This is a genomic window from Microcoleus sp. A2-C3, from assembly GCF_036706065.1.
In the GTDB taxonomy this organism is placed as follows: Bacteria; Cyanobacteriota; Cyanobacteriia; order Cyanobacteriales; family Microcoleaceae; genus Microcoleus.
This window is the reverse complement of record NZ_JAUBVX010000024.1, coordinates 33,304-47,644: the sequence shown is the minus strand read 5'-3', so window position 1 is coordinate 47,644 and position 14,341 is coordinate 33,304. Positions and strand designations below refer to the sequence as shown.

At 43.6% G+C, this 14,341-nt stretch carries 14 protein-coding genes and 1 tRNA gene; 7 read left to right on the top strand and 8 right to left on the bottom strand.

Features of this window, described 5'->3' with window-relative positions; translation table 11 throughout:
• The first annotated feature begins 69 nt into the window (after window positions 1-69).
• The 3 genes from aroH to QUB66_RS15000 all read left to right on the top strand — a co-directional run bounded on the left by aroH (window position 70) and on the right by QUB66_RS15000 (window position 1,121).
• Window positions 70-477 carry a chorismate mutase gene (aroH, locus tag QUB66_RS15010; RefSeq protein ID WP_321161626.1) on the top strand — a complete coding sequence of 136 codons (408 nt, stop codon included), beginning with the start codon at window positions 70-72 and terminating at the stop codon, window positions 475-477.
• 228 nt (window positions 478-705) lie between these two features.
• Window positions 706-951: a hypothetical protein gene (locus QUB66_RS15005; RefSeq protein ID WP_265237140.1), complete on the top strand. Its 246-nt coding sequence runs from the start codon at window positions 706-708 to the stop codon at window positions 949-951.
• Window positions 942-1,121, top strand: coding sequence for an HNH endonuclease (locus QUB66_RS15000; protein WP_332967346.1), 180 nt, complete (start codon window positions 942-944; stop codon window positions 1,119-1,121). The genes QUB66_RS15005 and QUB66_RS15000 overlap by 10 nt, the downstream gene beginning before the upstream one ends.
• Before the next feature lie 157 nt (window positions 1,122-1,278).
• Here the strand turns inward: QUB66_RS15000 and crtR are convergent, their stop codons facing one another.
• Complete coding sequence (gene crtR / locus QUB66_RS14995) at window positions 1,279-2,169, bottom strand: beta-carotene hydroxylase (protein WP_265237216.1); 891 nt, start codon at window positions 2,167-2,169, stop codon at window positions 1,279-1,281.
• Between the two features lie 429 nt (window positions 2,170-2,598).
• On the opposite strand from crtR, the gene pyk reads away from it, so the two are divergent.
• From pyk to QUB66_RS14975, 4 genes are all read left to right on the top strand, one after another.
• Window positions 2,599-4,386, top strand: coding sequence for a pyruvate kinase (gene pyk / locus QUB66_RS14990; RefSeq protein WP_265237144.1), 1,788 nt, complete (start codon window positions 2,599-2,601; stop codon window positions 4,384-4,386).
• A 93-nt stretch (window positions 4,387-4,479) separates the two neighbouring features.
• Window positions 4,480-4,551: transfer RNA gene (locus QUB66_RS14985), tRNA-Thr, on the top strand.
• Between the two features lie 425 nt (window positions 4,552-4,976).
• On the top strand, window positions 4,977-6,035 hold the full coding sequence (locus tag QUB66_RS14980) for a hypothetical protein (protein ID WP_332967344.1): 1,059 nt from the start codon (window positions 4,977-4,979) through the stop codon (window positions 6,033-6,035).
• Between the two features lies 1 nt (window position 6,036).
• Window positions 6,037-6,402 carry a hypothetical protein gene (locus QUB66_RS14975; RefSeq protein ID WP_265237148.1) on the top strand — a complete coding sequence of 122 codons (366 nt, stop codon included), beginning with the start codon at window positions 6,037-6,039 and terminating at the stop codon, window positions 6,400-6,402.
• Between the two features lie 134 nt (window positions 6,403-6,536).
• On the opposite strand, the gene QUB66_RS14970 is transcribed toward QUB66_RS14975, so the two are convergent.
• The 7 genes from QUB66_RS14970 to QUB66_RS14940 all read right to left on the bottom strand — a co-directional run bounded on the left by QUB66_RS14970 (window position 6,537) and on the right by QUB66_RS14940 (window position 13,825).
• Window positions 6,537-7,595, bottom strand: a complete 1,059-nt coding sequence (locus tag QUB66_RS14970; RefSeq protein WP_332967342.1) for a potassium channel family protein — start codon at window positions 7,593-7,595, stop codon at window positions 6,537-6,539.
• Window positions 7,596-7,675: 80 nt separating this feature from the next.
• The gene (locus QUB66_RS14965) at window positions 7,676-10,618 is read right to left on the bottom strand and encodes an AAA-like domain-containing protein (RefSeq protein WP_332967341.1); all 2,943 of its coding nucleotides are present in this window, start codon (window positions 10,616-10,618) and stop codon (window positions 7,676-7,678) included.
• Window positions 10,619-10,637: 19 nt separating this feature from the next.
• Entirely contained in the window at window positions 10,638-11,174 is a 537-nt protein-coding gene (locus tag QUB66_RS14960; RefSeq protein WP_332967339.1) for a type IV pilin-like G/H family protein, read from the bottom strand.
• Between the two features lie 53 nt (window positions 11,175-11,227).
• Window positions 11,228-11,725 carry a type IV pilin-like G/H family protein gene (locus QUB66_RS14955; RefSeq protein ID WP_332967337.1) on the bottom strand — a complete coding sequence of 166 codons (498 nt, stop codon included), beginning with the start codon at window positions 11,723-11,725 and terminating at the stop codon, window positions 11,228-11,230.
• A gap of 106 nt (window positions 11,726-11,831) precedes the next feature.
• Window positions 11,832-12,218 carry a type IV pilin-like G/H family protein gene (locus QUB66_RS14950; RefSeq protein ID WP_332967336.1) on the bottom strand — a complete coding sequence of 129 codons (387 nt, stop codon included), beginning with the start codon at window positions 12,216-12,218 and terminating at the stop codon, window positions 11,832-11,834.
• 382 nt (window positions 12,219-12,600) lie between these two features.
• Window positions 12,601-13,161 carry an SPFH domain-containing protein gene (locus QUB66_RS14945; protein ID WP_332967335.1) on the bottom strand — a complete coding sequence of 187 codons (561 nt, stop codon included), beginning with the start codon at window positions 13,159-13,161 and terminating at the stop codon, window positions 12,601-12,603.
• A gap of 121 nt (window positions 13,162-13,282) precedes the next feature.
• Window positions 13,283-13,825 carry an NfeD family protein gene (locus QUB66_RS14940; protein ID WP_265237157.1) on the bottom strand — a complete coding sequence of 181 codons (543 nt, stop codon included), beginning with the start codon at window positions 13,823-13,825 and terminating at the stop codon, window positions 13,283-13,285.
• Window positions 13,826-14,341 lie beyond the last annotated feature (516 nt).

Genomic DNA, 14,341 nt, shown 5'->3' with positions numbered 1-14,341 from the left:
AACTAACAACCAACAACTAACAACTAACAACTGACAACTGACAACTAGCAACTGACAACTGACAAAAAAATGGAGAATATTTGCGTGGAATGGCAAGTGCGGGCGATTCGCGGGGCAACAACTGCCAGCGAGAATTCGGTAGAAGCAATTCGAGAATCGGTGAGAGAATTGTTAGATGAATTAGAAACAAGAAATAATTTAGAGCCGGAATTAATGATTAGTGCTACGTTTTCAGTCACCCGCGATTTGGATGCTGTCTTTCCGGCCGCGATCGCCCGCGAACGTCCCCGCTGGTGCAATGTTCCTTTGTTGGATGTCCAACAAATGCACGTTAAGGGTTCTTTAGAACGCTGCATCCGCTTTTTAATTCACATCAATTGGCCGGCACATACCGAAATTTATCATCCTTATTTGCGCGGAGCTCAAAATTTGCGCCCCGATTGGAATTTAGCCGTCGCGCTTGCCGCAGAAAAATAAGAAAATCACTTTTTGATTGATTCAAGAGTTAACCCACCAGCAACGGTGGGTTTATTTTTAACTGAGTTAGCCCACTTTTCAGAAATGGGAAACGATACAGACGCTCTTCCGTTTCTCTACAAACGATCCTCTATAAACTTTATAAAAATTAACCCAAAAGAAATAAAATTGAGTCAATTTTATGGTATAATTAGTGTTTAAAATTAGTAATTAAATCATTAAATAACCATGATAGCTGAACTTATGGTACAACCTTCCTACTGGATTGATAGTGACATATCAATTCAGAAAGTCAGAAATCTTTGCTTATTCAAATTTACCGAAAATCTGCAAGCTAGATTGGAAGAACTGGCAGAGGGAAAAAAGGCTAATGTTTTAAATTCAGAAGAGGTTGTAGAATTAGCAAGCTTACTAGAACTGGATCGGATTTTTACCTTAATTAACGCTAAAGTTATAGCAGCCTCATGTCCATAAACCGTACTACTCGAAATTTAGTAAGAAGTAGGGCTAGTTTTTTTTGTGAGTATTGCCATTCTGCCGAAGAAAGTAGCTCTACTTTATTTACGATAGATCATATTTTACCTCGATCAATTGGTGGTAGTGATGAACTCGAAAACTTAGCTTTAGCTTGTCATTACTCCTAATCTAATTCGCTCCGCACCATCTATTCCAGAGGTGCGTCAGTTGTGAGATTGTGAGGAAAGTCACGAAAATTTAATTCTTCCCTCTTCCTTCTTCCTTCTTCCTTCTTCCCTGTTCCTTCGCAAAAAAACCGGCTTCTCAAAGAAACCGGATTTTTCGTCAATCATTAGCCTTCTTGTGATGCAGCCTAATCCCTAAAAAGATGTCATATATAAAACTCCAAAAATCCTTTTTACCTTCCAATATTCCCAGACTTTGAGGAGAACCCTTTTCATCTAATAGCGGCTTCACAGCTTCGTAAGCTGGCTGGTAATTGTACCAAGGAATTGAAGGCCACAAATGATGAATCAGGTGATAGTTCTGCCCCAAAATTAAAATATTCAGAATTGGACTTGGATATACTCTGGCATTTTTCCAGCGATCGCGCTCGTGAAACGGACGGTGCGGCAAATAATCAAAAAATAACCCCAAGGCTAATCCCACCACCAAAGCAGGAGAAAACCAGAAATTCAGCACGTAACCCAAATGGTCGTATTGAATTGAGATATAAACCACTCCGATTACAAACAAGCGGCTAAAAAACCATTCCCAAAGTTCGTATTTCCGCCACAGTTTACGCTTAAAGAAGAAAATCTCGTGGTAAAAGAACCTTGCAGCAATCAACCACAGAGGCCCGCCAGTAGAGACATAATGGTCTGGATCGTTTTCTGGGTCATTGACGTGGGCGTGATGCTGCATATGTACCCGCGTAAATACGGGGTAAGCAAAGCCCAACATCAGCGCGCTACCATGTCCCAAAATAGCGTTAATTGTGCGATCGCGATGCGCTGAATGGTGAGACGCATCGTGAATGACTGTTCCGGCCATATGCAAGGCCAGCACGTTCAGCGAAAAACAACACCAATCTGGCCAGTTTCCGTACCAGTAACCCACAAAGGAAATCGCGATAATCGCTAATGCACTCAAAAACAACAGCAGCGTCGGATTCAAGTCACCCGGAGGACTCAGAAACTCTTTCGGCACTGTCAGTGGCCGTCCTGCCTCCGACATCTTTGTTAACACTCCTTAATATTTCACCCTTGCGTAGTATAAGATATCAAGTCTCCAAATAGTAAAGTTTGGTAAAAAAACTGAGTTGGCTCAGAAGACACTAGCGCCTGCACCACAAGCAAAGTATTGCTGCTCGGAAACCATACCAATGCTAGATTAGTCAAAGGGCAGAGCAGCCCAACTCAAATAAATGGGTATATCTGTATTTATGTCAAGCCTGGAATCGGAAATATTTTCAAAAAAGGGCGATCGCCAAGAAAAGATTACCGATCGGTAAAAAGTCAGATATTGTATATATTGGTCAATGCCTGCTGTTTTGACCACTATCAAAATTTTTAAGACTTGAGACTAGCGTCATTCCTTGTAGTAAAAGATGAAACGTTAGCCGAAATTTAAACAAGAAATCCTCCAGCCACCCCATCTCAATTCATGCAACCGTCAAAAGCCCTACGCCGAACTAAAATTGTCGCCACCATTGGCCCAGCCACATCCAACCCACAAGTGCTGCGGAACCTCATAGAAGCTGGTGCGACAACTTTGCGACTCAACTTTTCCCACGGAACAGAAGAAGACCACCAGCGCAGCATTCGCTTAATCCGGCAAACCTCCTTTGAACTCAACCAGCCGGTCGCCATCCTCCAGGATCTCCAAGGCCCAAAAATTCGTTTAGGGCGCTTTGAAACAGGCTCTATAGTTGTCAAAAACGGCGATCCTTTCATTTTGACCAGCCGCCCGGTTGTCGGCACAGAGCTCATTTCTTCCGTCACCTACGAAACCCTAGCTTCGGAAGTCCCAGAGGGAGCCACGATTCTGCTCGACGACGGGAAAGTGGAAATGCGCGTCGAAAAAGTAGACCGTGGCGCGGGAGAACTCTACTGCCGCGTTGTCGTTGGTGGGCCGCTTTCCAACAACAAAGGCGTGAATTTTCCGGGAGTATACCTGTCAATTAAGGCGCTGACTGATAAAGACCGCAAAGATTTAATGTTCGGCCTCGACCAAGGTGTCGATTGGGTAGCCCTGAGTTTCGTGCGGAATCCCCAGGATATGCTCGAAATTAAAGAACTGATTGCCAGTGCGGGTAAGCAAGTACCGGTGATTGCTAAGATCGAAAAGCACGAGGCGATCGAACAAATGGAAGAAATTCTCGCCCTTTGCAACGGCGTGATGGTCGCCCGCGGCGATTTGGGCGTGGAACTACCCGCCGAAGACGTGCCGATTTTGCAAAAGCGGCTGATTGCGACTTCCAACCGCATGGGGATTCCGGTAATTACCGCTACCCAGATGCTCGACAGCATGGTCAACAATCCCCGTCCTACCCGCGCCGAGATTTCCGACGTGGCTAACGCCATTCTGGACGGAACTGATGCGGTAATGCTCTCCAATGAAACCGCTGTCGGCAACTTTCCTGTGGAAGCGGTGGCGACGATGGCGAGAATTGCCGTCCGCATCGAGAGGGAAGGAATTAGGGGCAATATTAGAAATGTAGAAGATGTTGGTCGATCGATCACCAACGGCATCAGCCAAGCAGTCAGCCAAATCGCCGAACAGTTAAACGCCGCAGCGATTATGACGCTGACCAAAACCGGCTCTACAGCCCGCAATGTCTCCAAATTTCGACCAAAAACTCCAATTTTGGCAATTACTCCCCACGTAGACGTAGCCCGACAACTGCAATTAGTCTGGGGAGTAAAACCCCTGTTGGTGCTAGATTTGCCCTCCACAGGCCAGACATTTCAATCTGCGATCAATGTCGCCCAAGAAAAAGAATTATTGTCCGACGGAGATTTAGTGGTGATGACCGCCGGTACTCTGCAAGGGGTTGCCGGATCGACGGATTTGATCAAAGTTGAAGTAGTGACAGCGGTTTTAGGCAAAGGCACCGGTGTCGGTTTGGGCTCGGTAAGCGGGATGGCCAGGGTTGCTCGCACTGCTACGGATGTGGCGAATTTCCGCGCTGGCGACATTTTGGTAGTGGAGCGCACCAGCGCCGATTTTGTGGAGATGATTCGCAAAGCCGCTGGTGTGGTGACGGAGGAGGAAAGTTTGACTTCTCACGCTGCGATTATCGGTTTGCGCTTGGGCGTGCCAGTGATGGTGGGTGTGGAGAATGCGATGCGAATAATTCGGGACGGCACTATGCTGACGCTGGATATGCAGCGGGGTTTGGTTTATTCCGGGGCCAGAGCCGGCTCAAATGACGGGGAACTGGTTGTTTAACAAGTTCTGAGTTAGGAGTTGTGGAGTTTTGAATTTAATTCTACAGCTTCTTGCTTTTTTATCGAAGTTATGCTATAGTCAAAAGTTGTTTGTGCCGATGTAGCTCAGGGGTAGAGTATTCGATTCGTAATCGAACGGTCGTGGGTTCAAATCCCACCATCGGCTTTAAAAAATTTCGACCTTTGGGTATTCTGGGGGTTAGCTGTTCCGCGAGGCGCTGGATCTGGATTTTGACGGGTAAGTTTGTTGTGTCGGTGTGGTTGGATGTGATTTATGGGCGATCGCGTGAGAGAGTAAAGAAGTAGGGTGCGATCGCTCCAAATGGTAAAGTTTGATAGGTCGAGGGCGATCGTATGACTGAAAACAGGTGAGCCTGTGATTCCGGTATGGTTATATCGGATACAGCATTTGGCAAGTAGGTTAGCAGGGGAGAACGAGAGTGCTATTGCCTGTGTTGGGAGTGCTATTGCCTCTGTTGGAATAGTGCGCCTTGTCAGAGATACAAGGCTAGAGATACCAGAAAAAAAATTTAGCTTTTAAGCCTTTTTTAGGTTAAGATTAAGAAACAATAAAAGCCACTATATAGAAAAATGTCTCTCGCACAACCCCCAGAAGCAAAAGCCACTATCCGCTTGATGGGTCAGGAAATGGAGAATTGTGAAGTCCCCATCGAAATTTTAGTGCGTGTTCTAGGTGGATTGCAACAAATTATTTACCTACTCGCTACTGTCGAAGAAAAAGGGACAGTGAAACAACGATTTAAAGTGCCTTTGGAAATGCAGCAGCGTTATGCTTTACGTGCTAGCATTCCTCAACCTGGAAGCTATACCCTTCCAGTTGTGCTGAACTCAGGTTTTAATAGTCACGTGGGCAATTATACAGCAATTATGGACAAACTGGAGGAATTTTTTTCCAGTTTAATCCATTCAAACTTTAACCAAGTTCAGGATATTTTCCCCGATTCTAAACTCAGGAATAGAGCTTTATTAGAAAGTAAAAGAATCCTACCAAAAGCCGGAGAAAATTGGAGTTTAGGATTTTCACTAGCTGATAGACCTGAATTAAATCTCACCAACGAATCTACCGCTTATATCAATGATTGGCTCAATCAAGAATCCTCTGAAGATACTGTAATGACAGTCACAGGAGAACTAATTCGCATTGACTTTGATAAACACACGGTAGTTTTAAAGTATCCACCTACTCATCAGGAAATCGAATGTTTTTACCTGGAAGAGTTAGAAGATTCAATGATTAAAAATCGTCGCCTGCCAATCCAGGTAACAGGTCAGTTTACTTTGGATGCTGATGGTCATCCTACTAAACTAACAGATGTTACCAGAATAGAACCTGTAGAACTATCTCCCATTATTCTGCGAGAAATTTCCTGGTTAGATAGAAAGCTTATTTGCAAAAATCCCCTAAGACTGACCCCTAAAATGGATGAAGATACCAGTCAATTATTTGTTGTTGAAGAACCTAACATAGGGATTGACGTTTTTGCTTATACTCGTGATGATTTAATTAATGAAATTAATGAACAAATTGTGATGATGTGGGATGAATATGCCAAAGCGAGTGTTGAGGATCTAGCCTCAGATGCTCAACATTTAAGAAAGCAGTTACTCAACCAAATTGAAGAGGTCTAGAATGCCACGCCCGAAATCAAAAGTTGAGTCTGGATTATTAAAAAAGGGATTTCAAGAGTCAGAAGGAGATCATCATTATTTCATTTACTTTACCCGAGACGGCAAAAAAACAGCAGTAAAAACTAAAACAAGCCATACAAAGAAGATGAAAGATATTCCTGATAATCTTTTGGGTCAAATGGCGAAACAGTGTTTTTTAGCAAAGCAACAATTTTTAGATTTGATTGATTGTCCACTGACTCGAGAAGACTATGAAAAAATTCTCCAAGTCAAAGAAATTATAAATACTTCTGATACTTCACCATTTCCCCAAACTCCAGAAAACAATGCTGACACTGGCCATCCACCCAAAGGGCCGACACCTTAAACCGCGCCCCACAATGAGGACACTCCGATCGCAACCTTAACCCATGCCTCCCACAGCCCTGCATCCCCTTAAACTGCCACTCAATCTTCTGACAAGGCGACTCCCCATAACAAGCCCCACATAACTCGGCTCTATTACTTCGGAGGGCGAGGGACGCGAGAACTCAGCGGGCTGAGGATTTGATTCAGGGCTCGCAATTGTTCAGCAGTACCCAAACAAATCAGCATATCTCCTCCTTCGATCGCAGTTTCTCCAGTTGGCCCCACAATCAAATGGCCGTCAGCCCGCCGCACTGCTAAAACTAAGGCCCCGGATTGCGATCGCAATTTGGCATTTCTCAAAGTTTCTCCGACGTAAACACAACTATTCGGATCTACCAGAAATTCTTCCATGTAAAAAGAACTATCGGTTCCCGTCAGAACCCCATCTAAAAAATCCATCACTTGAGGGCGCAAAGCAGCCGCTGCCATCCGTTTGCCTCCGGTAATGTAGGGGGATACGACGGCATCGGCGCCGCCCCGCTGCAACTTCTTTACAGCTTCTTCTGTGGTGGCGCGGGCGATCGCCCTTACCTTCGGATTCAGAGTTTTCGCCGACAGCACAGTGTATAAATTCTCAGCATCCGATGGCAAAGCTGCTACGATACAAATTGCGCGATCGATCCCCACATTCAGCAAAATTTCGTCCAGCGTCGCGTCTCCCTGCACCGCCTTGTACCCCAGCGCCAAGGCAGCCTCGATCGAATGTATCGCCAAATCTACCACCACAAAAGGGATTTTTTCTGCTTCAAATTCCAAGGCAATCTGCCGGCCGGTGCGCCCAAAACCGCAGAGAATATAATGTCCGATCAAAGAATCTACCAAACGCCACTGCTGCCTAATTCTTGCTCCTTCTTGAAAATACCCTTGAATCAGCGCTTCTGTAAAGCGGTTAACGATATAACCAATCACCATCACACCCATCAAAATCAAACACATGGTAAACATTCGCCCGCGGCTGCCCAGGGGGTGAATTTCGCCATAGCCGACAGTTGCTAAAGTAAATACAGTCATATAAACTGCATCCAGCAAAGACCATTTTTCTACTTGCCAATACCAGAGAGTACCCGTGCATAAAACGCCACCAAGGGCGATCGCGCCGCCCCTTAACTCTTTTTCCAAATTCTGATACTTTTGCTCTTGAGTTGAATACACCGATCGCCCTGACCTATTATTTATTAGCTGCTACATCTTAGACCAAGTTTCAAACTCCCAGATTTATCTGTGGAGTAAATCTAAAATCTCAAATCGACTGACTGAGTTCCAATCCCGTCGCAGAGGTAGCGATTGTTTTGATTTGCGATCGGATTTGTCTGAAAATAATTGCGGGCAACCTTGCAACCCTGCACCAACAAATCGTCAAGATTAAAATTCCACAGCATCACCGTACCGTCAGCACTAGCACTAGCGATCGCCTTACCGTCAGGACTAAAACTCGCACTCCAAACAGCATCCTTGTTACCTTTTAAAGTTCCGATCAATGTGCCATCAATTTTCCACAACCTCACCATTTTGTCTGTGCTTGCAGATAGCAACATTTGACTGTCGGGACTAAAGCTAATATTTGTCAATCCACTTGTATGTTGCAAAATACTCACCGGCGTGCCGTCTTTGCTCCAAAGTCTTGCAGTTCCCCCAGCACTTGCAGCCGCTAGCATTTCACCGTCGGGACTGAAACTTACACTCATAATTTTATCACTTTCTATGTGTAAAATTCTGAGCAATTTGATATCCCTACTTGCCTCGATTGACTGCTGTTTTTGCAATTGTTCCACAACCTTTGTCAAACTCCAAAGTTTAACAGTGCCATCAGTACTAGCCGCAGCAAGTATCTGACCGTCTGGGCTAAAACTAGCACTGGTTATCCAACCTCGCTCCACTTTTAAAGTTAAAAATTCTGCACCGTTTATTTGCCATAGCTTAAGAGTTCCATCGGTACTTGCTGAAGCAATAATTTTACCATCTGGACTCAAACAAACGCTGGTTAATTTAGCGCTATGTCCTTTTAAATTGTGCATCAATTTTCCGTTGTTTTGCCAAATTTTGACAGTTTGGTCGTCGCTGGCGGAGACAATTATTTGACTGCTAGGATTGAAGATTGCACTTATAATTTTATCTGTATGCCCTGTCAGTGTTGCTTGCAAAGTTCCATTAGTTTGCCAAAGTTTGATAGTATTGTCATCGTTAGGTGTAGCCAGTATCTGACTGTCGGGGCTGAAACTGACGAAAGCAAGGGTACTGGTTTCACCCTGTAAGTGGCGGCGTTCCCGAAAGCTGTAAACTATTTGTTCTAGGGCGATCGCCACTCGCGTCTGAATTTCTGAACTCACTCCGAGCGATCGCTTAATTTCAGTAGCCGCCCTGATGCTTTCTAGCAAAGCTTCATCTTTTTTGCCAGCAGCAAATAGCGTTTCTGATAATACACTGAGAGTCAGAATTTTGTTATTTCCTTCTTCGATTGACGGTTTCACCCAAAATGCTACAATCAGGATTGATATTAATATTCCTGCGGCCCCTGTAATAGTTGCTAATCTGAGGTTGTACTCGCGCCATAACTTATATTGAGTAATTCTTTTCTGTTTTTGTGCTTCTGCTAGTTCCTCTAGTAACTTTTTTTCGCGGCGCAGTTGCTCCATTTCAGCTTTAGTTTGTTTTTCGCGATCGCGAAATCGGGCAAATTCCGCTTCTTGGCTAGCACCTAAAAATTGATAATCTTGCGCGCTCAAGCTCTTATTTGCCGACCACTCTCTAGCCTCTTCCAGCGCTTGACCGCGCAACAAGCGAGATTCGTCTTGACAATCTGATGCTATCCATGCTGTTAGGGATTCCGCATAGGGGCGCAAGTCGCCGAGTGCTTTTTCTACCCAGTTTTGATTGAATATAGCTGCATAAATGCGGTTGGATACGGTTAATTTGCCACCTCGTTTTACCACTAATCCGCTCAGCCGCAATTCTGTTTCTTCGGGAGTATCATCGGCCCCGATTCCCCCTGCCCCCCTTAACAAGGGGGGTTCTGAAAGTTCCTCATTCCTGGTTAATTTGACTGAGGGGAATTCTGGCATTTTCTCCCCCCTTGTTAAGGGGGGTTGGGGGGGATCGACTTGCATTTTCTCCCCCCTTGTTAAGGGGGGTTGGGGGGGATCGACTTGCAAGATTTTTTGATACAATCCCAATAACCTACTAGCGCGGTGCTGACTTCTCAAAAGGCGATCGCGAATTGTTTTAAGGTGTACCGGTTCATCGGATGATTCCCAATTATCAATAATCTGAGATTGCACTATCTCAGCAATGAATAGGTTCGTAGTAAGGACTTCAGTCCTTCTTTCCTCCAGGTTCGTAGTAAGGACTTCAGTCCTTCTTTCCTCCATTGCACCATAAATAGTAGAAGCATCTTCTAAGCATTTGATATTTTGAAGTATAATTTTGCAAAGCTTTTGAGTCAGAAATGGTTGCCCTCCCGTCCAATCCAAAATCTCTTGCAAAACCTCTTGAGGATTGTCAACTTTTCCATCAAATCCCTTAGCTAAAGGCAGAGCTTCCTGTAAATTAAAGCCGTACAATTCAATAGCCAAACCAATATTAAACGGCGTGCGGATTGGATCTGAAATCAAATCAGACGGCGAAGCTACTCCCAGCAAAGCAAAAGTTAACCGCCGGTATTCTGATTTGTGAGCGCGTTTGTTGTAGCAAGCTCTAATTAACGCAAAAAAATCATCTAGCGGTTCTTGGAAACTGAGAATACTATCAATTTCATCAATAAAAATTACAATAGGTTGAGCAATTTTTGCCAGCAGCAACTCCTCAATTAACTCTCCTAAACGCTGCACGGGCGGCATCAACTCTCTCTCCCGCCACCAAGCCATAAACTCGACGGCGTTAAATAGGTTGAAGCTGCACAAAAGCTTGTAAGCGACGCCGCCGTACCACTTATCCAGAGAGACTTGCTGGCTGCCAATGTCCGAAAGGTCGATCGTAGCACAAGAAATGCGATCGGCCGAGAGCTTTTGTACAGTTTGAACTAATAGGCTGGATTTGCCCATTTGTCGGGAATTGAGCACGTAACAAAACTCTCCAGCTTTCAGGGCTTGATAAAGTTCCGAGTCAGCTTGACGCATTACATAAGTAGGTGCATCTTGCGGGAGACTGCCGCCGATTTGATATTGGTAATCGACTGTCATAATGTTGCCTATAGTTAGATTATTTTGTCACTTGAGTTGTGTCTTGACCGCAAATAAGCTTGCCATTTTGATAAGTTGGTTCCGCTGGTTTCATTGTACCCGGAGCATCAGCTTCGCACAAGATGGATATGGATGATGTTGTCATCGCATCTTTAGGATCATTGGGATAAACAGGAACTAGAAGCACACCGCCCACATAACTTTTTGCTTTTTTTTGCTTGGATACTCCATAATTAAAAGCAGCTTGCTTTGTCACACGAAGTGAATATTTGTAGTTGGTGGTTTCTGTTTTAAGTCCAAGTTCTAAAGCTTCAATGGAAGTGGAAAAAGCATTTTTTTCTGCATAATAAGCTTGCTGACCTTTGTTCAGCGAACTAACATACTGTTTTGCTTCCGATTGCGGAGCCCTATTTACGCTATTCAGATAAGATGGTAGAGCGATCGCTGTAAGGATCATTAAAATCACTAAGCATCCACAACTATTATATAAAATTCTAGCTGACTTAGAAGGACGCTTATAGAAAAGGCTAGCTGGCTTAAAATCATGTTGACTCATGGTATTGTCTCCTCTCTGTTTGTAGTCAGGAATTGATCTTGGTTCTAATTAGATTATTTGGCCACTAATGTTGTACCTTTACCGCAAATAACCTCGCCATTTTGATCAATTGGTTCTGGTGGTTTAATTGTACCGGGAGAATCAGCTTCGCACAATATAGAGTAAGTTGTTTTTGCCTCTCCAGCGTCAACTAAAAAGACACCGCCGACATAACTTTTTTCTGTTTTGTGCTTGGATACTCCATAATTAAATGCTGCTTGCTTTGTGGCGCGAAGTGAATATTTGTAGTTGGTTGTTTCGGTTTTAAGCCCAAGTCCTAAAGCATTAACAGAATTGCTAAAAGCACTGTTTTCTGCATAATAGGCTAGCTGACCTTTGTTCATTGAACTAATATACTGTTTGCCTTCCGATTGCTTGGCCTTATTTGTACTACCACACACAAAAAATGATAAAACTAAAACACCAATTACTGGTGTAAGCAATATCAAAAGCACTAAACATCCGCAACCCTTGGGTAAAAAGCTAGGTGAATTATAATCTCGTTTACTCATGGTATTTTCTCCTCTCTGTTTGTAGTAAGGACTTGAGTCCTTAAATAGTGAATTAAATGCCGATTTGAGCTCGTAATCGGCTGTCATTATCCGCCCTGGAATTCGATTATTCTGTTACTGCTATCGTGCCTTTGCCACAAGCAGTTTTACCATTTTGATAAGTGGGTTCTGCCAGTTGAATTGAACCGAGAGAATCAGCTTTGCACAATATGGCTATTGCCTTGAGTTCATGTTGGGCAGCATTTGGTTCAACTTCTTTAGCAGGAACTACAAAGACAGCGCCCACATAACTTGTACTTTTGGGGTGCTTGGATACTCCATAATTAAATGCTGCTTGCTTGCTGGCGCGAACTGAATAGTTGTAATTTGGGGTTTCAGTTTGAATGCCTGTTCCCAACGCTTCAACAGAATTAGCAAAAGAGTTTTTTTGAGTAAAATAGGCTGTTTGTTCTCTGTTCATTGAGCTAAGATACTGTTTTGGTTCCGATGTCATCTCCAGAATTTCCTCGTTACGTTAATAAATGAGGGGCTAGCTAGCACGCCAATTACTCCGACGTAGATTAAAAACAACAAGCATTCGTAACGATAAAGTGAAAGGCTAGATAACTGAAATTTTTCTTGACTCATGGTAGTGTACTCTTTGTGTTTCTAATAAAACCGATAATCCGACAGTCCGACAGGGAATGAATTCCCTGTCTCAAAGCTTAAGTCCTCTGAAGAGGACTATGAGTTTAAAAGTCTTCTTCTTAGTCCTCTAAAGAGGACTTTCGCTTTGAGACAGGGGTTTAAACCCCTGCTGGAATGTGGGAAAGCGCGTGTTCGTTGTCAGGGATGGGCAGATACTTGGAACGAGGAAAACAAGGAAATAGTAATTCCTAATATCGCAACTTTTGTGCTTCTTTTTTGTCGGAATATTCGGGTTTAATCGCTTTAGTGCCGATCGCAAAATCGCGCAATTCCACCCTCGTAAACTTCACACCCCACGGATCGGTGGTTGTATCCAACTCCTCCACTAAAGTATTATTGAGTTGATGACGAACTGTATGAAGTTCCTCGACGGTTAATTTAGCAATCTGAGTCCGAATCGAAAGAATCAGCATATTGAACATAGCTTCCTTGAGGTTCTGCACTTTGTAAGAAGCTTTTTCTAAGTCAATGATTCGCCAGTAAACAATAAAATCAAGGGTAACAAAAACCCGATCGCTAGTTGCACATTGTTGCGGTGGCAGTTTTAACATTTGCTCCCGCAGAGTTTGTTTATAGGCGACTGTTTCGACAAACGGAATCAGAAATGTCAAGCCAGGTTCGAGTTTTTTGCGATCGTACTTTCCGAAAATTTCAACTAAGGCTTCATCTCCTTGACGGACGATTTTCACGCTGCTGACTAAAGATACTCCGGTGATTGCAAACAACACCATCAAAAAATACTGATACATAGTGAATCTCCTGGTAAATAGTTGACAGTTGAAAGTTGATTTGTTAGTCCGCGAAGGCGGACTTTGTTTGTGTAGAAGCGATTTCAATCGCCGATTGATTGAGGAATCAACAAACCCGGATTTAGCTGTTGATGTTAATTAATCTGTCAGGTATCACAATCAGCGTGTTGCCTTCGCGACGCAAAACGTATACTTTTTGTCTGGGTGCGATTACTTGGTTATCTTCATTGCGAGCTTTCCACGAAGCACCTTCATAAATCACCATTCCGATTTCTCCAGATAAAATTTCTGAGATAGTTGTTGCTGATGTTGCTTCGGGAATCACAAACTTTTTGCGAACAATGAAAATTGGTCGAATCCAGATACTCAGCGCGAGGGCTATTCCCATCCAGTAGGATATCTGCCAGTCAAAATCTTCATACATTACATTTGCCCAACTAAACTCAAATGCGACTGATCCTCTCCACAAAATAAAGGATGAAATTAGAGCAGCAACTCCCATCATCAGCAGGTAAAACCTGTATTTTTGGGGCTGAGTTTTTTGGATGAATAGATCGATCGCACTTAGCACAACTCCCAGCACAAACCAAAACATCGGCGGTGTGAAAGCGAAAGTTGGTTGATTAGTGGCTGACGCCAGCGACCAAATTAGGATAGAATGCACAATGCTTTTACCTCGTTGTGATGGGATTCAACCTTGTTATTTCTAATCTAATCAGGCCGCTATTTGAGTTGGTGAGTGAGTTATTTGAGAATTCATCGACTTGTCATCGACTTGTCATCGACTTTGGGGACGTTTAGCAGTCAATTTAAGGTCAAACGCGCATTGAGGCAGGGGTTTAAACCCCTGCCTCAATGCGAAAGTCGGTTAAAACCGACTATCAATTTGAGATTTGAGATTTGAGATTGGTAATTATTGATTTGAGATTGGAGTTTTTAGATTTAAAATTGAGGATTAAAAGGTTTATTTAATTAGCTCTTCAGTCCTCTTTGAGAGGACTTTCACTATGAGACAGGGAATTAATTCCCTGTCGGACTGTCGGACTTACAAACGATATCGGTACAGGTACAGCATTTTAATTCCATAACAATCGGCGGTTGAAACCGCTACTACACAAACAAAATCGGCCTGCGCCGATTAAAGAATAAAGGAGATGAAAAACCTGGTTATGGTATCAGT